Origin of the sequence: Streptomyces sp. P9-A4 (assembly GCF_036634195.1) — a bacterium.
In the GTDB taxonomy this organism is placed as follows: domain Bacteria; phylum Actinomycetota; class Actinomycetes; order Streptomycetales; family Streptomycetaceae; genus Streptomyces.
Genome location: NZ_JAZIFY010000001.1, coordinates 4,159,074 through 4,178,836 on the forward strand (window position 1 = coordinate 4,159,074; position 19,763 = coordinate 4,178,836).

General features: G+C 71.1%; 15 protein-coding genes, 1 pseudogene and 1 riboswitch. Of the genes and pseudogenes, 9 read left to right on the top strand and 7 right to left on the bottom strand.

Features of this window, described 5'->3' with window-relative positions; all coding sequences use genetic code 11:
• Positions 1-256: 256 nt before the first annotated feature.
• Both V4Y03_RS18765 and V4Y03_RS18770 read left to right on the top strand, forming a co-directional pair.
• On the top strand, positions 257-1,594 hold the full coding sequence (locus V4Y03_RS18765; RefSeq protein WP_332435652.1) for a transcriptional regulator: 1,338 nt from the start codon (positions 257-259) through the stop codon (positions 1,592-1,594).
• A gap of 113 nt (positions 1,595-1,707) precedes the next feature.
• Entirely contained in the window at positions 1,708-2,265 is a 558-nt protein-coding gene (locus V4Y03_RS18770) for a GNAT family N-acetyltransferase (RefSeq protein ID WP_332437221.1), read from the top strand.
• Positions 2,266-2,268: 3 nt separating this feature from the next.
• On the opposite strand, the gene V4Y03_RS18775 is transcribed toward V4Y03_RS18770, so the two are convergent.
• The 3 genes from V4Y03_RS18775 to V4Y03_RS18785 all read right to left on the bottom strand — a co-directional run bounded on the left by V4Y03_RS18775 (position 2,269) and on the right by V4Y03_RS18785 (position 6,594).
• On the bottom strand, positions 2,269-3,708 hold the full coding sequence (locus tag V4Y03_RS18775) for an alpha,alpha-trehalose-phosphate synthase (UDP-forming) (RefSeq protein ID WP_332435653.1): 1,440 nt from the start codon (positions 3,706-3,708) through the stop codon (positions 2,269-2,271).
• Between the two features lie 82 nt (positions 3,709-3,790).
• Complete coding sequence (locus tag V4Y03_RS18780; RefSeq protein ID WP_332435654.1) at positions 3,791-5,614, bottom strand: DUF7927 domain-containing protein; 1,824 nt, start codon at positions 5,612-5,614, stop codon at positions 3,791-3,793.
• 38 nt (positions 5,615-5,652) lie between these two features.
• On the bottom strand, positions 5,653-6,594 hold the full coding sequence (locus V4Y03_RS18785) for a glucosyl-3-phosphoglycerate synthase (RefSeq protein ID WP_317873521.1): 942 nt from the start codon (positions 6,592-6,594) through the stop codon (positions 5,653-5,655).
• A gap of 148 nt (positions 6,595-6,742) precedes the next feature.
• A riboswitch (SAM riboswitch) is annotated at positions 6,743-6,889 on the top strand.
• On the opposite strand from V4Y03_RS18785, the gene thrC reads away from it, so the two are divergent.
• The 4 genes from thrC (at position 6,883) to groL (ending at position 11,179) form a co-directional block, all read left to right on the top strand.
• Positions 6,883-8,193 carry a threonine synthase gene (gene thrC, locus V4Y03_RS18790; RefSeq protein ID WP_332437222.1) on the top strand — a complete coding sequence of 437 codons (1,311 nt, stop codon included), beginning with the start codon at positions 6,883-6,885 and terminating at the stop codon, positions 8,191-8,193. It overlaps the preceding riboswitch by 7 nt.
• Positions 8,194-8,263: 70 nt before the next feature.
• The gene (locus V4Y03_RS18795; RefSeq protein WP_317873523.1) at positions 8,264-8,539 is read left to right on the top strand and encodes a MoaD/ThiS family protein; all 276 of its coding nucleotides are present in this window, start codon (positions 8,264-8,266) and stop codon (positions 8,537-8,539) included.
• Between the two features lie 439 nt (positions 8,540-8,978).
• The gene (locus tag V4Y03_RS18800; protein ID WP_015035246.1) at positions 8,979-9,182 is read left to right on the top strand and encodes a cold-shock protein; all 204 of its coding nucleotides are present in this window, start codon (positions 8,979-8,981) and stop codon (positions 9,180-9,182) included.
• Positions 9,183-9,550: 368 nt separating this feature from the next.
• A complete protein-coding gene (gene groL / locus V4Y03_RS18805; protein WP_317873524.1) occupies positions 9,551-11,179 on the top strand; it encodes a chaperonin GroEL in 1,629 nt (542 codons plus the stop codon).
• 128 nt (positions 11,180-11,307) lie between these two features.
• Here the strand turns inward: groL and V4Y03_RS18810 are convergent, their stop codons facing one another.
• Complete coding sequence (locus V4Y03_RS18810; protein WP_332435655.1) at positions 11,308-13,005, bottom strand: hypothetical protein; 1,698 nt, start codon at positions 13,003-13,005, stop codon at positions 11,308-11,310.
• On the bottom strand, positions 12,995-14,632 hold the full coding sequence (locus V4Y03_RS18815) for a hypothetical protein (RefSeq protein WP_332435656.1): 1,638 nt from the start codon (positions 14,630-14,632) through the stop codon (positions 12,995-12,997). Before V4Y03_RS18815 ends, V4Y03_RS18810 begins: the two co-directional genes overlap by 11 nt.
• Before the next feature lie 237 nt (positions 14,633-14,869).
• Here V4Y03_RS18815 and V4Y03_RS18820 point away from each other — a divergent pair, with 237 nt between their 5' ends.
• Positions 14,870-15,340, top strand: a complete 471-nt coding sequence (locus tag V4Y03_RS18820; RefSeq protein ID WP_332435657.1) for an SRPBCC family protein — start codon at positions 14,870-14,872, stop codon at positions 15,338-15,340.
• Between the two features lie 27 nt (positions 15,341-15,367).
• On the opposite strand, the gene V4Y03_RS18825 is transcribed toward V4Y03_RS18820, so the two are convergent.
• On the bottom strand, positions 15,368-16,126 hold the full coding sequence (locus V4Y03_RS18825) for a class I SAM-dependent methyltransferase (RefSeq protein WP_332435658.1): 759 nt from the start codon (positions 16,124-16,126) through the stop codon (positions 15,368-15,370).
• 239 nt (positions 16,127-16,365) lie between these two features.
• Positions 16,366-17,097, bottom strand: coding sequence for a transporter substrate-binding domain-containing protein (locus V4Y03_RS18830; protein WP_332435659.1), 732 nt, complete (start codon positions 17,095-17,097; stop codon positions 16,366-16,368).
• A gap of 245 nt (positions 17,098-17,342) precedes the next feature.
• On the opposite strand from V4Y03_RS18830, the pseudogene V4Y03_RS18835 reads away from it, so the two are divergent.
• Positions 17,343-18,077 (top strand): annotated as a pseudogene (locus V4Y03_RS18835) (sterol carrier protein domain-containing protein); the annotation flags it as partial.
• A gap of 118 nt (positions 18,078-18,195) precedes the next feature.
• On the top strand, positions 18,196-19,695 hold the full coding sequence (locus tag V4Y03_RS18840) for an alpha/beta hydrolase (RefSeq protein ID WP_332435660.1): 1,500 nt from the start codon (positions 18,196-18,198) through the stop codon (positions 19,693-19,695).
• Positions 19,696-19,763: the final 68 nt, after the last annotated feature.

Here is a 19,763-nt window from a genome sequence, read left to right on the forward strand (position 1 = left end):
CGATCTCCTCGGGGGTGGTGCAGCCCGTCACCCGCGTGTGGGACGTCGATGACGGGCTGCTGTCCTGGGAGCCGTCCGGAGCGGGGCGGGGGAGCCGGATACCCGGGTGCTCAGCTCCGAACGGCGTGAGGCCCAGTGAACGGCCGTGGGCCACGGGCTCGGAACGTTTCCAGGCGGTTCCTCCAGCGAGAGAAACCGCCGTTTCCCGCACGCATGGGGAGTAGCCTCCCGACTACCGACCTGAGGGGAGGGTGGGATGTCTGACCTGATGGCGCTGCACCCGCTGACCTACGTGCGAGAAGGCAAGGGCTGGGGCAAGGCGGAGTTAGCCCGGCGCATGCGTGAACGCGGGGCCGAGCTGGGCGTACCGCTGGCCACCAACCGGACGACGGTCTGGAAGTGGGAGCAGGAGCAGGCGCCTGACGCGGACGCGCAACGGGTGCTCGCCGACCTGCTGGGAGTCCCCGAGGACCACATGCGCTCGGTGCCCTGGCCCCGATGGTTGCCGGCGTGGGAGTCGACGGCCCTGGCGGCCCCGTGGACTCCGGCCGGCACCGTGAAGGTATTCGCTGATCTGGTCAGGAGTGGCCACATGGATCGTCGGGGATTCCTGTCCATCACCGGCGTCGCGCTGACGGGAGTCGCCGCCAACTGGGCAGCCGCACCAGAGGCGTTCGCCTCGGCAATCGACGGCGACCGCGTCACTGACGCGATGGTGACCACCATCGAAGCGCGCGTGGAGACCCTCCGCACGCTCGACGACCAGATGGGCGGCGCGCGCCTCCTGGACCAGGCCACCAGCGACCTCGCACTGATCACCAGCCTCCTCGACCACGGGCGCTACTCCGACGCCGTCGAACACCGCCTGTACGCCACGGCCGCCCGCGTGTCCTACCTCGCCGGCTGGATGGCCTACGACAAGGGCCTCCGCTCCCTCGGCCAGCGCTACTACGTCGGCGCCCTCCGCAGCGCCCACAGCGCGAAGGACGACGGCTTCGGCGCCTTCATCCTGGCCGAGATGGGCGTCCACATCTCCGATTCCGGTGACACGGCCGCACGCGTGAAGTTGATCGACACCGCCATCGGCAACGCCCCGTCGGCCCTCCCGCCTGCGGCGACCTCGTATCTCTTCCTCCACCAGGCCGAAGCCCTCTCCCGAGACACCCAGCACGAGGCGGCCGGCAAGTCCCTCGACCGGGCCTACGACCTGTGGGGCACGCACGGTGAAGGCGACCGTCCCGACTGGCTCGGCTGGTACGGCGAGGCCCAGCTCAAGTCCACAGAGGGCAAGATCATGCTGCGCTCTGGCTTCCCCGAGCGAGCAACCAGGGCCCTCGCGGTAGCCGTCGAGCAGGCGGTCCCCCGGGACCGAGCTGTACGCTCCGGCCGCCTCGCCACGGCACGGCTGGCCGCTCGGGACCTTGATGGCGCTTTGGACGCCGCCAACGCCGGTCTGGAGCTATTGGAGAACCGTGTGCAGTCCGACCGGGCACACGTTCGTCTGGCCAAGTTCAACCGCTGCCTTGAACCGCATGCCGCAGTGTCGGCCGTGCGGAATTTTCGCGAACGGCTCAGGGCTCTCCCCGCTGGCTGACACTGGGCTGCCCGGATGGGGCGGGAAGAGCCCACTGGGCCCTGATAGACCCGCGCCTACACCCCCGTCCTCGTGATCGGAGACCGGCAGTGACCACTGACCCCATTCTGTGGATCAAGGACGACACCTGCGGCCTCGGCCCCTTCCGGCCCGACCTCGTCGAGACCTATTGGCGGTGGGAACAGGATCCGGCCCTCCTCGTGGGTTACGGACGCCAGAGCCCCGAGTCCCTGGAGGCTCGTACCGAGGGCATGGCCCACCAACTCCGTGGCGAGAAAATCCGCTTCACCGTCTACGACGTCAGCGGCGCCGAGCCCGTCCCCGTCGGGGTCGCGACGCTCCTGCCGGACCATCAGGTGCGGACCGCCGAGTACGTCGTGATGCTCGCCCCGGAGGCTCGTGGGCGTGGTCTCGGGAGCGCGGCCACCCGTCTCGTCCTCGACTACGCGTTCCACGTCGTCAACGTGCGCATGGTCTGGCTGAAGGTGCTTGCGCCCAACGTGGGTGGCGTCAAGGCGTACGAGAAAGCCGGGTTCCGAAAGGCCGGATCGGTGCGTGAAGCGGGTTACTGGCTCGGCGAGGTGTGCGACGAGCTGATCATGGACAGCCTCGCCCGCGACTTCGGCGGTCCGTCCGCCGTGCGTGCCCTGGTCGCCCCGGAACGGGAGTAGCGCTCACCCCTCCCGCAACGCCTCCAGCTGGGCCAGGAACCAGCGCTGTGGGGGCAGGGCCGTTGCTGCTGCCGCCAGGCGTTTCGTGCGGTCTGTGCGTTCCGTGGGGGGCATCGACAGGGCCTTGTGGAGGGCTTCGGCTGTTTCCGTCACGTCGAAGGGGTTCACCGTGAGGGCGTCGTCCTTCAGTTCCTCGTGGGCGCCCGCGCCCGTGGAGAGGACCAGGGCGCAGCCGGACTCCGAGACCACCGGAATTTCCTTCGCCACCAGGTTCATGCCGTCGCGGACCGGGTTCACCAGGGCCACGTCCGCGAGGCGGTACGCCGCCAGGGAGCGGGGGAAGTCGTCCTTGACCGAGACCAGGACCGGCTGCCAGGTCGTCGTGCCGAACTCCGCGTTGATCTCGTCCGCCAGCTCCCTCACCGCCTCCGTGTAGGCGCGGTACGACTCCAGGTCCTGGCGGGAGGGGTAGGCCGAGGCCAGGTGGACGACCCGGTCATGCCATTCGGGATGGACGGTGAGGAGTTCGCGGTAGGCGTGCAGGCCTCGCAGGATGTTCTTCGAGAGTTCCGTGCGGTCGACTCGGACGATGGTCTTCCGGTCGCCGGTCTCCGCACGGAGGCGGGCCAGTTTCTCGTCCACCTCCGGGCGGTGCGCGAGCGCCCGCAGCTCCTCGCCGTCGACGCCGAGCGGGTACGCCCGCACCCGGGTGTGCCGCTTCGGGCCGCCCCGCCGCCGGTGCTCCACGCCGTGCCAGGGGTCATCGCTCCGCCGGACGCCCCGCGCCGTCCCGTCCGCGCCGTCGACGGACGCGCAGTCGATGAAGGACGACGCCCATCCCCAGGTGTGGAAGCCCAGCTCGTCCGCGCCGAGCATCCCCCACAGCAGCTCCTCACGCACGTCCTGCGGCAGCATCCGCAGGTACTCCGGGGACGCCCACGGCGTGTGCGTGAAATGGGAGATCCGCAGGTCCGGGCGGAGGGCGCGGAGCTGCCCCGGGACCAGCGCCAGGTGGTAGTCCTGCACCAGGACCGCCGCGCCCTCGTCCGCCTCCGCCGCCAGCGCCTCCGCGAAGGCGCGGTTGTAGTCCCGGTAGGACTCCCAGCGGCGCCGGAACTCCGCGTCGAAGACCGGCTCGCGCGGGATGTCGTACAGATGGTGGTGGAGGAACCACAGCACCGAGTTCGCGATGCCGTTGTACGCGTCCGCGTACACCTCCGGGTCGATGTCCAGCATCCGTACGCCCGGCTCCCCGGCCCCCCGCCGGACGGCCTCCCGGTCGCCCTCGCCGAGCGCCGCGCACACCCACAGGCTGTCCTGGGACGACACGGCGCTCAGGCCGGAGACCAGGCCGCCGCCGCCCCTGCGGGCGTCGAGCGAGCCGCCGTCGCCGAGGGCGTACGAGACGGGGCCCCGGTTGGATGCCACGAGCACAGAAGCCATGGGGCGAACCTAGCCCGTCTCGTAAACGCTCAAACGTACGTATACGAGACTGGCTGATCCGGCCACCCAGCGTGGTCGTGCGTCAGTCGCGTCGGCCTCGCATCGCCGCTCTCGCCACCACGCCCGTCGCCGCCAGCGCCAGGCCCAGTGCGCCGAGCAGCCACAGTCGCTCGCCGTTGCCGCCCGTCTCGGCCATCAGGCCACTGCGGTTTCCGTGCGGGCCGGGGGCCGGGGGAGCGGGGGAGGACGGCTCGTCGGTCACCGGCGGCTTGGGGTCGTCGGTCGGGGTCGGGGTGGGGTCGGGGGCCGTCGGGGTCGGGGTCGGGTCCACCGGGGTGGGCGTCGGGGTGGGTGTCGGGGGCGGCGTCGGGGTCGGCTTCGGCCTGTCGATCTCCGGGGCCACCGCGCACGACGGGTCCTCGCTGCCTTCGCCGCAGTTCGAGCGGGGTGTCTCGACCACCACGCTGTTGCGGAGCTTCCCGTCCCCGGCCGGCGGGTTCTTGATCTTCACCGAGTAGGTGACGGTCGCCGTCTTCCCGGCCGGGATGGTCCCGGTGTACGAGATCCTCGGCTTCCTGTACGTCGCCGCGCCCGGGCCCGTCGTCCGTACGTCCCCGTTGTAGTCGGCGTCGTCGAGGTTCCCGGTGAGGTCGTCGCCGAACGTGGCGTTCGGGTAGTCGAGCGGGCTGATGTTCTTCGCGGTGATCGTGTACGTGAGCGTGTCGCCCGGCTTCACCGTGCGCGGGCTCGCCGTCCTGGTGATCTCCAGGTCGGGGACCGGTACGGAGAGGGCGAGACCGGACGGCACATAGGTGTCGCCGCTGGTGGAGAAGGTCAGACCGGCCGAGGTCGCGCCCGGCGGGACCGCGCCGGCCGGGACGTCGAAAACCTTGGTGTCGATGCTCAGGTTGTTGGTCGTCCTGGGGTCGACGGCGCCGTCGTCCTCGCTGACGAAGAAGTTGTTGGTGTTGCCCGTGCGGGCCTCGGTGACGTTCTTGCCGTCGACGAGGAACGTGTCGCCGGGGGTGTTCCAGTCGCCCTCGTACGCCGTCACGCTCGCCCGTACCGTGCCGGGGCCCCGGCGGAAGCCGTCCACGGTGATCGTGGTCGCGGGGGAGGCCGGGCGCTGGAGGACGTGGCCGCCGTACACGTGGACCATCCGGCGCTCGGGCGCCTTGACCGGGTCCGGGCCGGGGAACCTGTGGACCACCGTCAGGGACCAGCCCGCCACGCAGCCCTTGCCGTTGGGCGCCCAGACGTTCCCGACCGCGATCCGCGCGTCCGTCCCCGAGACGCCCGCGAAGGCGGCGGTCACGTCCGACTCGCCTGTGTAGTAGTGCGGCCCGTCGGTGTCCTCCGGGTCCGCGACCATGCTGTCGATCGAGACCGGGACCGCCGGACCCGAACCGACCCTGATCACCGGGGCGGTCGTCGTCGGGTCGCCGGGGGAGCGTCCGACGTCCGCGCCGGAGATGTCGCAACGCTTCAGCCGGGCACCGCTCGGACCCTTGTACGTGCCGTCGTTGCCGCCCCAGAAGAGCCGGGCGTACGCCACCTCGGCGCCCGCCGGGATCTGGACATGGCCGGTGCTGGAGCCGTATCCGCCCCCGGTTCCCGCCGTGTCGACCCGCTCCATCACGAAGGTGTTGTTGTTGTCCGGGCCCTGGCCGCCCGCCGCCGTCGCGCAGCGCGCCGCCATGTCCGCGGGGGCGGCCGGACAGCCCATGACCGTGTTGCCGAGCGTCGCGAAGTCGCCGTACAGCGACGCGTCGTACCGCTTGCCGAAGGGCTCGACCACGTCCGCGGCGGCCGGTCCCGCCGCCGTGAACGCGAGCGAGCCCGCCGCCAGTCCGATCAGTCCGGCCGCCGCGAGCACCCTGCCCGAGTGATGTTGTCTGAAGCGCATAAAAGGGCAATGTATGCAAAACGGATCATAGTGGGGCGTTACGCCACGCGACGGTGCGCGTACTCCGCGATTTCGGCCATCGGCGGCCGCTCCTCCGTGTCCACCGCGTACGTCCGCGGCTCGAAGCCCTTCTCGCCCCGCTCGAACTGGGTCAGCCGCGGCCGCACCAGATGACCCCGCGAGAGCCGCAGCTGCGCCGTCCGGTAGATCGCCGCCGCCATCCGGCCCAGCGCCTGCCCGTCCTGGTGCCGGTGCCTGCGCACCCCCACGTCCACCTGGGCGAGCGCGTCCAGACCCGCCGTGTGCAGGGCGTCCACGAGCAGCGCCAGCTCCACTCCGTAACCGACCGGGAACGGCAGCCGTTCGAGCAACGAGCGGCGCGCCGCGTACTCGCCGCCCAGCGGCTGTACGAAACCGGCCAGCTGCGGCCAGTGGAGGTTCAGCAGCGGGCGCGCCACCAGCTCCGTCACCCGGCCACCCTGGCCTGGGGCGTCACCCAGGGGACGGTCGTACATCGCCTTCACGAAGTCCACCTCCGGGTCCGTGAGCAGCGGGCCCACGATCCCCGTCACGAAGTCCGCGGAGAAGTCCCGCAGATCCGCGTCCACGAAGCAGACGACATCCCCGCTCGTCACCATCAGTGACCGCCACAGGACCTCGCCCTTGCCCGGCACCGCCGGTATCCGGGGGAGGATCGCGTCCCGCGCCACCACCCGCGCGCCGGCCGCCGCCGCGACCTCCGCCGTCCGGTCCGTGGAACCCGAGTCGATCACCACCAGCTCGTCGACCAGCGGCACGGCCTCCGTCATCAGCTCGCGGCGGATCACGGCGACGATCTCGCCGACCGTCGCCTCCTCGTTCAGCGCGGGCAGGACGACGCTGACCCTCGTGTTCCGCTTGGCCGCGAGGATTCGCTCCAGCGGCCGGTCCGCCACGGACCAGGACCGCCGGTCCAGCCAGCGCTCCACCTCTTCCAGCACGTGATCTCCATCTCGCGGTTCGGACGGCCGGTCCGGGCGTCCGGGCCTTCGGTTACAGTCTTGAACAACGCGGATCCCCGATGCACGTCGGGGTGCCGACCGCGTCGGAGCGCAGGAACGAAGTCCATCGCGCTTCACAATCGAATACCGCTCATCCAGAGGGGCAGAGGGAAACGGCCCGTTGAAGCCCCGGCAACCCTCCAGTCGGTTCGTCTCGTCCTCCAGCGAGGTCCCCGGCTAGGGAAGGTGCCAAATCCGTCTCATGGCGAAAAATTCGTCATGGGAAAGATGAGGAGAAAGGGCCTCGCCTCCATGGCTGTTCAGACTGTCACCCCCGCCACTTCGGTCGACCTCGGTCCCGCGTCCGGGCTTTCCTGCCGTGAATGCGGTGAAGTGTTCGCACTCGGCCCGATTTTCGCCTGCGAGCTGTGTTTCGGACCGCTCGAAGTCGCGTACGACCTCCCCCTCGGTGACCCCGAGGCGCTGCGCAAGCAGATCGAGGCCGGCCCCGCCAACATCTGGCGCTACGCCCCCCTGCTGCCCGTCCCCGCCGACGTCGCCGACAAGCCCAACCTGAACCCGGGCTGGACCAAGCTCGTCCAGGCCGACAACCTCGCCCGCGAGATCGGCGTCGCCCCCGGCAAGCTGTTCGTCAAGGACGACTCCGGCAACCCGACCCACTCCTTCAAGGACCGGGTCGTCGCCCAGGCCATCGAGGCCGCCCGCGCCTTCGGCTTCACCACCCTCTCCTGCTCCTCCACCGGCAACCTGGCCGGCGCCGTCGGCGCCGCCGCCGCCCGCGCCGGTTTCCGCTCCTGCGTGTTCATCCCGCACGACCTGGAGCAGGGCAAGGTCGTCATGGCCGGTGTCTACGGCGGTGACCTGGTCGCCATCGAGGGCAACTACGACGACGTCAACCGCTTCTGCTCGGAGCTCATCGGCGACCCGCTCGGCGAGGGCTGGGGCTTCGTCAACGTCAACCTCCGCCCGTACTACGGCGAGGGCTCCAAGACGCTGGCGTACGAGATCTGCGAGCAGCTCGGCTGGGTCATCCCCGACCAGCTGGTCATCCCGATCGCCTCGGGATCCCAGCTCACGAAGATCGACAAGGGCCTCCAGGAGCTCATCAAGCTGGGCCTCGTCGAGGACAAGCCGTACAAGATCTTCGGTGCCCAGGCCGAGGGCTGCTCCCCGGTGTCGGTGGCCTTCAAGGCGGGCCAGGACGTCGTACGGCCCCAGAAGCCGAACACGATCGCCAAGTCGCTCGCGATCGGCAACCCGGCCGACGGCCCGTACGTCCTCGACATCGCCCGCCGGACCGGCGGCGCCGTGGAGGACGTGAACGACGAGCAGGTCGTGGACGCGATCCGGCTGCTCGCCCAGACCGAGGGCATCTTCGCGGAGACCGCGGGCGGCGTGACCGTCGGTGTCACCAGGAAGCTCGTCGAGGCGGGGCTGATCGACCCGGACCTCACCACCGTCGTCCTCAACACCGGCGACGGACTCAAGACCCTGGACGCGGTGGCCGACACCTCTCAGGCGACCGTCACCATCCGCCCGAGCCTGGAAGCGTTCCGCGACGCCGGCCTGGCGCTCTGAGCCGGCCCGCCCCGAGCCGGCCCGCAGGGTGCCGGCCCGCTTTCCTGGCCCACTGAAAGGTTACGAAGACATGGCCGTGAACGTCCGCATCCCCACCATCCTCCGCACCTACACGGGCGGTCGGTCCGAGGTCCAGGCCGAGGGCACGACCCTCGCCGAGGTCATCGCGGACCTGGAGAAGAACCACACGGGCATCGCCGCCCGCGTCCTGGACGACCAGGGCAAGCTGCGCCGCTTCGTCAACGTCTACGTGAACGACGACGACGTGCGCTTCGAGCAGGGCCTGGAGACGGCCACCCCGGCCGGCGCGGGCGTCTCGATCATCCCGGCCGTCGCCGGCGGCTGACCGTCGGGCGCAGTGCCGGCGGCTGTCGAGTCGTCACTCCCGCATCATCGCTTGTCCTGTCTTTCTTGAATTGCCCCTTCCGCGTCTATAAGCGGAAGGGGCAATTCTGCATGGTTGAGCACGGTAGAGTTGGGGAAGCCCCCTCCGCTGCTCATGCCGGATGCATATGAGAATGCGTCCCTGTGCGTCAGGAAGCAGCCAAAGTACCTGCGCGTTGTGTACGTTCTGCGCGTTTTGCCGGGCCCGACTTGCCCCGTAACTCCAGGGATTATCCCCAATTCCCCTTTCCGGTGCGCCCAGAATTCTCGCTCGAATGACCTGTTGCAGAGGGCAGTTGGGCAGATACATTCAGCGGCGGTCGACGCGTTCCGGCGCAGGGTCTGACCCGGGTCCGCGAAGTGCGGGTCCCGCGCAAGGGCCAGTAATAGGGGAGTTAGGCATGGCTCAGGGCACCGTCAAATGGTTCAACGCGGAGAAGGGCTACGGCTTCATCGCGGTAGACGGTGGTGCGGATGTTTTCGTCCACTACAGCGCGATCCAGATGGATGGCTACCGCAGTCTCGAAGAGGGCCAGCGGGTCGAGTTCGAGATCTCGCAGGGCCAGAAGGGTCCGCAGGCGGACATGGTCAAGCTCGCCGTCTGAGCGCGGCGCGATCGGCCAACGACGCAACGCCGTCGAGGGGTCCGCATCCCTGAGGGGATGCGGACCCCTCGTGCATTCCCGCACGAGGGGCCGCGCGACCGGCGGATACGGGCCCCGCAGCGCCTTCCCGCACGCCCCCGTACGCCCCGCCCGTCACGTCCCGATCGTCGAGAGTCGCTTGCACTCTCCTATGCCGAGTGCTAATCATTGGCGTTAGCACTCGGAAGGTGAGAGTGCTTACGAGGATCGGGCAGATGAGGCCCGCGGCCAGGTGGGGCAAGGAACCACCGGGTACGCAGGCCGTCCGTCGCGGGCGTCGGCGCGGTCCTGGAGCGTTATCCACCCCATGTCCGGGAGGACCACTTCACATGGCCAAGATCATCGCGTTCGACGAGGAGGCCCGGCGCGGTCTCGAGCGCGGCATGAACCAGCTCGCTGACGCCGTCAAGGTCACCCTCGGCCCGAAGGGCCGCAACGTCGTCCTCGAGAAGAAGTGGGGCGCCCCCACGATCACCAACGATGGTGTCTCCATCGCCAAGGAGATCGAGCTCGAGGACCCGTACGAGAAGATCGGCGCCGAGCTGGTCAAGGAAGTCGCCAAGAAGACGGACGACGTCGCCGGCGACGGTACGACCACCGCCACCGTTCTCGCCCAGGCGCTCGTCCGCGAGGGCCTCCGCAACGTTGCCGCGGGTGCCAACCCGATGGCCCTCAAGCGCGGTATCGAGAAGGCCGTCGAGGCCGTCTCGGGCGCCCTGCTCGAGCAGGCGAAGGATGTCGAGACCAAGGAGCAGATCGCTTCGACGGCCTCCATCTCCGCCGCCGACACCCAGATCGGCGAGCTCATCGCCGAGGCGATGGACAAGGTCGGCAAGGAAGGCGTCATCACCGTCGAGGAGTCCCAGACCTTCGGTCTGGAGCTTGAGCTCACCGAGGGCATGCGCTTCGACAAGGGCTACATCTCGGCGTACTTCGCCACCGACATGGAGCGCATGGAGTCGTCGCTCGACGACCCGTACCTCCTCATCGTCAACTCCAAGATCTCCTCGGTGAAGGACCTCCTCCCGCTCCTGGAGAAGGTCATGCAGTCGGGCAAGCCGCTGCTGATCATCGCCGAGGACGTCGAGGGCGAGGCCCTGTCGACCCTGGTCGTCAACAAGATCCGCGGCACCTTCAAGTCCGTCGCGGTCAAGGCCCCGGGCTTCGGCGACCGCCGCAAGGCGATGCTGAACGACATCGCCATCCTCACCGGCGGCACGGTCATCTCCGAGGAGGTCGGCCTGAAGCTGGAGAACGCGGGCCTCGACCTGCTGGGCCGCGCCCGCAAGGTCGTCATCACCAAGGACGAGACCACCATCGTCGACGGTGCCGGTGACAGCGAGCAGGTCGCCGGTCGCGTGAACCAGATCCGCGCCGAGATCGAGAACAGCGACTCGGACTACGACCGCGAGAAGCTGCAGGAGCGCCTGGCGAAGCTCGCCGGCGGTGTTGCGGTCATCAAGGCCGGTGCCGCGACCGAGGTCGAGCTCAAGGAGCGCAAGCACCGCATCGAGGACGCCGTTCGCAACGCGAAGGCGGCCGTCGAGGAGGGCATCGTCGCCGGTGGCGGCGTGGCTCTGCTCCAGGCCTCCTCGGTCTTCGAGAAGCTCGAGGCCGACCTCGCGGGCGACGAGGCCACGGGCGCGAACATCGTGAAGCTGGCCCTTGAGGCCCCGCTGAAGCAGATCGCGATCAACGCCGGCCTCGAGGGCGGCGTCGTGGCGGAGAAGGTCCGCAACCTGCCCGTCGGCCACGGCCTGAACGCCGCGACCAACGAGTACGTCGACCTCATCGCCGAGGGCATCATCGACCCGGCGAAGGTCACGCGCTCCGCGCTGCAGAACGCCGCGTCGATCGCCGCGCTGTTCCTCACCACCGAGGCCGTCATCGCCGACAAGCCGGAGAAGGCGTCCGCGCCGGCCGGCGGCGGCATGCCGGGCGGTGACATGGACTTCTGATCCTCCGGGATCGGTGGTTCATCGCTGAACGCGCGAGCCGAAGCGAAGAAGAACGGACCGAGGGCGGCACCCCCAGCTGGGGGTGCCGCCCTCGGGCGTTGTACGGAGCCAGGTCTTACGGGAACGGCTCAGCGCACGTCGACGAAGTCGGCCCACGGGGCCGCCGAGTGGAAGTGCGTGGAGTCGCCCCAGTACCGGATGCGCCAGCTGCCGTCGGCGGAGGCCTTCGCCTTCAGCGAGACCCAGCCGTTGGCGGCCGAGCGGCCGGTGGCGACCTGACGCCAGGTCGTCGAACCCTTCGCCTGGAACTGCAGGGCCACGGGTGCGTTCCCGAACGCCCGCCACACGCCGTTCGTGTAGTGCTGGAGCGTGCCCGTCGTGTAGACGTTCGCGCCCTTGCGGACCGGTTCGGGCCCGGCGTTCATGCCGACGACCCGGACCGGGGTCCGGACCAGCCGGAACACACGGCTGCTGGACTCCGCGTAGGCGTCGCTGGTCAGGTGCCGGACGCGGAAGTAGCCGCCGCCGCTGTTCGCGGCGAGCGCGAACGTCGACCAGTACGCGGCGTACGCCTGCGCACTGGCGATCTTCCGCCAGCCGGTCTTCCCGTCGGCGGACTGCTCCAGCTGGAGGTACTGGCTGGGCACGGAGGAGCGCGAACCCGGCACGTACCGGGGGCGGAAGACGCCGCCCACCGTGACCCGGCCGTCGGCGGACAGCCCGCCGGTCAGCAGGTCGATACGGGTCTCCCACGGAATCGCGACCACACCGGAGACCTGGTCGAACCGCAGATACGGATCGGCGGACCGCACCGACCAGTAGTCCCCGTAGTCCGCGAGGCCCGAGGCGGCGATCAGACGCGCGGAGAAGCGCCCGTCCGCGTCGGTGTGCACGGTCGTGCCGTACGGGGCGTTGTCCGTGTACACCCCGAGGGTCACCATGAGCGCCTGGTCCGCGACCGGGGCGTTCCCGGCGGCCGGGTCGGTGACGCGGCCGCTGACGGTCACGGCCTCGCCGCTGAGCGCCCGCTTCTTGTCGGCGGCGGCGGTGACCTTCACCTCCCGGCCCTTGAGGTCGTACGCCCGGCGGTACTCGTACGCCGAGCCGTGCACCTCGGCGCTGTCCTCGGTGTACGAGGCCTCGAAGGTGGCGTACTCGTCGGCCACCGGCAGCGGGCCGCCGGTGAACACGCCGCTGTCGCCGGTGACCGCCGTGACGGCGGAGCCCGGTGTCCGGACCGTCGGCGTGACGGTGACCGTACGGCCGGGCAGCGGCACCAGGTCCCCGGAGCCGGGCTGGACGCCGACGAGCGTGCCCGTCGGGCGGGCGTTGCGGTCGTCCCAGGCGGGGATGCCGATGCCGAAGGAGTCCAGCCGGGGCAGCAGCCGGAAGTCCAGCGTCCCGGCGTCGGTGCGGGTGAAGGTGTTGCCGAGCGAGTCGGTGGCCGTGACGTCGATCGCGTACCTGCCAAGGGCCGGGATGGTCCCGCCGTCCTCGGTGAGGCGCAGCGCGGCCTCGGACGGCACCAGGAACCGCCCGGCGGTCATCGGGTCCCAGGGGTTCCCCGGGGCCAGGGCGGGGATCTCGGCGAGGACGGTGTCGCCCTGCCGGACCCGGGCCGACACCGCGGTGACCTTGGCCTGCGGGGCGTCGGTCCAGGCCGCGACCCGGAACGTGCCGCGCTGGACGTCGTCGGTGAGGGCGGGGCCGATCCCGATCGGGGTCGGGGCGGCCGGTGCCTCGTCGGCGAGGGCGGGCAGGGTGGCGGCGGAGAGGACGGCGGCGGTGAGCAGCGCGGTCAGGGAGAGCCGGAGGTCAGCGCGCATCGATGTACCTCACGGTGGTCTCGCTGTAGAAGTAGCCCGCCGGCGGCTGGAGGACCATGGCCCAGGAGCCGTCCGCGTAGGCGGTGGCGCGGTAGCTGAAGTTGCCGCTGGTGTTGGTGGTGACGCTCTTGGTGACCCAGTACCAGTTGGGGTCGCCCTTGGGCTTGAAGAGCAGCGTCAGCTTCGCGCCGGGGAACGGCTTCCAGACGCCGTTGAGCTTGCGCTGCACCGTGCCGGAGACCGTCATCTTGCCGTTCACCACGGGCCGGGTGGGGCTGATGGAGAAGGCGGAGAAGCGGGTCTCGTTGCGGGCGAGGCGGATGACCGCGGCGGCCTTGGCGACGAACTGGTCCGTCTCCGGGTGGACCACCCGGTAGCGGGCGTCGGTGTAGCCCCAGGCGGAGAGGGTGTAGTTGCAGTAGTAGTCGGTCGCGCCGGAGCGCAGGGTGCCCCAGGTGCGCCCGCCGTCACGGGAGTACTGGAGGACGACCGGCTGCGGCGTGTCGCAGTAGGGCGAGGAGCCGACGGCGATCCTGCCGGTCGCGGTGACCTTGCCGTACGCGTCGAGAGTGATCTTGTACGGGGTGAACGAGAACTGCTGCGGGACCGCGATGTCGTTCTTGTCGTACGGGCGGACCGTCCCCGCGATGTACGGCGAGGGCCGCAGCGAGGTGTAGACGGCCGCGGTCGAGTAGTACGGGCGCGCGAGGAACGAGAAGGTGCCGTCCGCCGCGCTGCTGATCCCGCCGAGCACGTTCACCGCGGTGTCGTCGTAACCGGGCTGGACGCCGGTGGCGATGACGGGCACGCCCGGGAAGGGCTTCCAGCCGGCCGGGGTCAGCCGCTCCACCCGTCCGGTGACCCGGACGTCGGTCGAGGCGAGGACGCGGTGCTTGCTCACGTCCGAGCTGATCCGGTACTTGAGGGTCGCGTCCGCGGCCAGGTACGGCACGGTGGCGGCGTTGTCCGGGTCGAGGCCGGGCGCCGTCTCGACGACCCTGGCCGTACCGCCCTGGATGCTTCCGTTCGGCGTGACCGGCAGCGAGAAGCCGCCGTCGGCGCCGGCGACGGCGACCGCGCTGATCGTCCGCGAGGAGCGGGTGCCCTCGACGGGCAGGGTGACCAGCACCTTGGTGCCCTCGGGGGCGGCGGTGCGCTCACCGGTGGCCGGGTTCCACAGGGTGGTGGTGCCGGTCAGCACGGCCCCGCGGTGGTCCCAGTCGGTCGAGGAGCGGTCGAACGCCAGCTTCCCGACGCCGATGTGCGTCCGGTGGCCGTAGGTGCCGGTCCACTGCTTGGTGGTCTCGCCGGCGAGCCGGTAGTCGACCCTGACCGGGTAGTCCCCCAGGGCGGTTCCCTCGGGGAGAGTGATCGGCGCCCTGGTCGTCACCCAGCTGCCCTTCGGGATCACCTCCTCCGTGGAGGCGAGGACCGGGGCGTCGGCGGCGGTGGAGGCCAGCACGCTGACCTTCACCCAGAGCGCGCCGCTCGGGAGGGTGACGGTGTAGCGGCCGTCGTCCTCGGTGGTGCCCTGGACGGACGTCCAGTCCGCGTGAGCGGCAGGGGCGTGGATGACGGCGGGCGCGATGACGCCCGCCGAGAGAGCGAAAACGGCTGCGGCACGCACGAGGGCGTGCGGAAGCCTGCGCGTAGAGCGCGGCAAAGGGGACCCCCCACAGGTCGTGATGGCGGCGTCGCCCTGATCGGGGAGGCCGCGTGGCAGCACTGTAGCGCTGACTTGTTGAACATGTTCACTTGGTTTACGGGGAGCGCCGGGGTGATCCTGGAATGACTGGATCCGTGCGCGCCCGGATTCATGCGCGGCTGGACGCGTGTGCGGCCGGACCGATGAAGGGAACGGGCCATGGTCACCCTCCTGACGACGCCTGCCGACCGGGAGCTGGTCGTCACCCGCACCTTCGACGCCCCGCCGGCCCGGGTGTGGGAGGCGTGGACGGGCCCGGAGCACGTACGGGAGTGGTACGGGGCGTCCGCCCTGACCACGACGGTCGTCGACATCGACCTGCGGGTCGGCGGCGCCTGGCGCTGGGGCCAGACCGCCCCTGACGGCCAGGAGTTCGTCTTCTCCGGCACGTACGAGGACGTCGTCCCGTCCGAACGCCTCGACTACACCGAGACCTTCGAACAGATGCCGGACGCGGCCCCGGTCCACGTCACCCTCACCTTCGACGCGACCCCCGACGGGGGCACAGCCCTGACCAGCACGTCCTTCTGGCCCTCGAACGAGATCCGCGACCAGGCGCTGGAGGCGGGGATGGAAGCGGGGGTACGGGAGCAGTACGACCGGCTGGCGGAGTATCTGGGGTCGATGTGAGGGGGCGAGGTGCCCTCTGAGAGGTGGCTACCGGCGGTGGAAGAGGGCCGCCCAGAGGAAGGGTTCACCGAACGCGGGGGAGTCGGCGGGTTCGTCGCGCATGCGGCGGACCTCGATCTCCGTCAGGTCGGCGAAGAGCGCGCGAAGGGACGTGTCCGTGTACGCGAGTCCGCCTTCGAGCGTTCCCCGGCGGTAGAGCTCCGCGTCCGGGGCCTCCGAGCCCATCCCGCCCTCCCCGGCCGCGAACGCGGTCAGTGAGAAGTGGCCGCCGGGCGCGAGGGCGCGGTCCAGGAACGCGAGGTAGCTGATCCGGCGGTGCGGCGGCAGGTGGTGGAAGCAGCCGGAGTCATGGATCAGGTCGTACGGGCCGTCGAGGGCGGTGCCGGGCGCGAAGGCGTCGCCGCGGACGAACCGGATCCCGGTCTCCCCGGCGTCCCGGGCCCGTTCCTCCGCCCAGCGGATCGCGGTGGGGGAGAGGTCGACGGCGTCCACCACGTATCCGAGCGAGGCGAGGTAGAGACTGTTCCGTCCGGGCCCGCACCCCAGATCGAGGGCTCGGCGGCCGGTGGTGGCGGGGGTCGGCAGGGTGCCCTGCCCGACGTACGACACCAGGCTCTCGTCCGGCTTCGTGACGAAGAACGGGACGGGCTTGTCGCGGTCGGCGTAGAAGCCGTCCCACCAGTCCGCCCCACCCTCCGTCCACCGGTCGGCGCCGGGCGCGAAGAGCCCGTCGAGCAGGCGAAGGACGTCGTCGACCGTGCGGATGTCACGGTTGTTCAGATCCATGGGGATCCCCCTTCCGAGTCGCCTCAAGGGTAGGGAGAGGAGGGGGAAAAGCCCAGGTCAGGGCAGGTGTGGGGGGAGGGTGGGGGTGGGCTGCGCGGGTCACGGGACGCATCGGGGGAGGGGGGTGAGGGCCAGAGGGCGGAACCCGTACGGGAGGCCTCGTAGGGGTGTCCTCAGGCCCGGGAAAGGGGGTTCACGGGGTGCGCCGGGGGCGGGTTTCCGGGTGGACGCCGGGACCGTCAGGCCGGTGGGGCGAGCAGGCCCGTGTCCTGGCCCGCGCGGCGGAGCGAGTCCGTGACGAAGCCGTTCGCCTTGAGCTCCTCGACGGTGTCGCGGAGGAAGGCGACGGTCTCCGGGGAACGGCCGACCGTCGTCCCGACCGCCTGCCGGATCTCCATGAACCGGCCCTCGATCAGACGGACTTCGGGATGCGCGGCGGCGTACGAGGTCATCGGCTGCCGAATGCCGGCGCCCACCTCCAGACCCTCGTCCCGGAAGGTGTCGACGCCCTCCTCCCCGCGGACGACCGTCGCGTGCGCGAGGGACCGGGACAGGAACAGGTCGTACGCGGAACCCTGCTTGACCCCGATCCGGACGCCCGGGGCGTCGACCTCGGCGACGGAGGCGAGGCCGGAGTCGCGGGGAACGGCGTACACGCCCTCGATGACGACGTACGGGGCGGTGAACGCCACCTCCGTCTCCCGCGCCGGGTCCACGGCCAGGAAGCAGAGGTCGGCCCGGCCGCCCGCCATCGCCTCGAACGACTTCCGCGCCGCGTCGAAGCACAGCAGCTCCACGGGTACGCCGAGCCGCGCACCGATCTCCCGCGCCAGATCGACGGTGATCCCGGAGGGTGTCTCGGGGGTGCCCTGAGCGAGCACGGGATTCCCGAGGTTGACGGAGGCCCGGAGGACGCCGGTGGGGGCGAGGTCGGCGGCGACGGGGTTCGTGGTGGGGCTCGCGGTCGTCATGGGGAGCGAGTCTAGGCAGCCGCCCCGGCGAGCCCGGCACTCGCAGCCGTACCGCGAACCCCGGCGGGACGGAGTCCGTCGAGCAGGCGGCTCGTCGGCGGTGAGCCGGATCGCGCCGTGCGCCTCGGCCCTCGGCGGGCTACTGCCCCTCCGCGTAATTCAGTTGACCTTGTCTCCCGGTCGCACTGCACTGTGGCCGGGCACCGCACGTCGTCGTGTCCGCGCCCCACCTCGACGCCCGCCCCGTCGAGGTGCTCCGTCGTGCCGACTGCGGCGAGATCCTGGAAGCGGTCTACGACCGGTACCGTCGCGCCCAGCCCGGCGCGCTGTCCCGGCCGCGCCGCTGGTGGGACCTGGGTGCCGGGGAGCCCCCGGTCTCCTCGGCGCCGCGTTACGTCGCCGTCCACCGTGACGCCGACGGCGTCCCCGACGGGTACGCCAGCTACTCGCGCGGCGATTCCGACGCCCTCACCGTCGACGAGATCATCACCACCGACGACGCCGTCTTCACCGCCCTGGCCCGGTTCCTGCTCGGGCACGACCTGGTCGCCGAGGTCGTGTTCAGGCACGTCCCGCCCGAGCACCCGCTGCGCTGGCAGCTCGCGGACTTCCGGGCCGGCCAGGTGGGCGGCGACACCGACTGGCTCTGGGTGCGGCTCCTCGACGTCCCGCGCGCCCTGACCGCTCGCGGCTGGTACGCGGACGGCGAGCTCGTCCTCGACGTCGACGATCCCTTCCTCGGCGAGCGGGGCCGCTACCTGCTGACCGTCCGCGACGGCAGGGCCGACTGCGTCCGGACCGACCGGGAGCCCGATCTCTCCCTGGACATACGGGATCTGGGCTCGGTCTACCTCGGCGGCACCGCCCCGACCACCCTCGTACGCGCCGGGCACATCCGAGCCCACCACCCGGCCGCCCCCGCCCTCGCCGACGCCCTCTTCCGCTCCGACCGCGCCCCGCACTGCCTCCACTGGTTCTGACCCGCACGACCTCACCTCCCCTCCCGAACACCCCTCCCCCTCCCGGGGGTTGCCCCCACCCCCGATCCGCCTGTTCGCCGGATGGGGCGGGGGGGTCCGGGTTCGAGAGGCTGTGCGCATGACAACGAACCGTGGACGCAAGGCCCTGATTCTCGCCCTCTCCGTCGTCGCCGTCGCCGGCGCCGGGGTCGTATCCGGTGGGGGTGCCCCCGCCGTCGCCGCCGGGCTCGACTGGGGGGTCTGCGACCCCGCCGTGAAGCCGCTTCCCGCGCAGGAGTGCGCCAAGCTCTCCGTACCCCTCGACTACGCCGATCCCGACGGCGAACAGATCCAGCTCGCCGTCTCCCGCCTCCGGAGCACCCGGCCCGAGGCGCGGCGCGGCTCGCTCATGGTCATTCCCGGCGGGCCCGGCAGTTCCGGTGTGCAGCGGCTCGCCCAGAAGGGGGCCGTCCTCGCCGGGCAGCTGGACGGCGCCTACGACCTCGTCGCCTTCGACCCGCGCGGCATCGGCGGCTCCGCGAAGGCGCGGTGCGGGCTCGACGAGGGCGACCGGTGGATGGTCACCCTGCGGTCCTGGCCCGGCGCCGGTGGCGGCATCGACGAGAACGTCGCCCGGTCCAAGCGGATCGCCGAAGCCTGTGCCCGCAACGGCGGCGCCATGCTGCGCGGGCTGACCACCGCCAACCAGGTGCGCGACCTCGAACGCCTCCGCCAGGCCCTCGGCGAGCGCAAGCTGTCCGCCTGGGGCGTGTCGTACGGGACCTACGTCGCCGCCGCCTACGCCGAGAAGTACCCGGACCGCACCGACCGCTGGGTCCTCGACAGCAGCAACGACCCCGACCCCAAGCGCGTCGCCCGCGGCTGGCTCGTGGGCATGGCGCAGGGCGCCGAGGACCGCTTCCCGGACTTCGCCGCCTGGGCCGCCCACCCCGACCGGGCCGACCAGGGGCTGCGGCTCGCCGAACGCGCCGAGGACGTACGGCCGTTGGTGATCGATCTCGCCGCCCGGCTCGACCGGGAGCCGCACCCTTCGAACACCCCCGGCGCGCCCCTGACCGGCACCATGCTCCTCCAGGCCCTTCAGCAGGCCCTCTACTCCGACGCCTTCTTCCCCTCCTTCGCCCAGCTCGTGACCGACGCCCTCGACCCCGCCGGCGTGCCCGTACTGCCCCGCGAGCTCGCCGGCCCGATGCCCGACGACGCCGCCGCCATCACCGTCGGCGTCATCTGCAACGACGTCGACTGGCCCCGGTCCCCCGTCCGCTCCTACCAGCGGGCCGTCACCGCCGACCGCGCCGCCCACCCGCTGACCGCCGGCCTGCCCGTGAACGTCACCCCCTGCGCGTACTGGAAGGGCGGCGCCACCGAGAAGCCCGTCCGCATCACCGACCACGGGCCGTCCAACATCCTCATGATCCAGAACCTGCGCGACCCCTCCACCCCGTACTCCAAGGGCCTCGCCATGCGCGCCGCCCTCGGCCAGCGGGCCCGGCTCGTCTCCGTCGACCACGGCGGGCACGGGGTCTACCTCGGGAACGGCAACGCGTGCGGGGACACGGCCGTGACCCGGTTCCTCACGGAGGGCGTGCGGCCCGAGGCCGACGTTCTCTGCCGGTAGGGCGTAGGACGCACAAGGGAGGGCCCGGTCGGATTTCTCCGGCCGGGCCCTCCCTCCCCTGCTTGGCA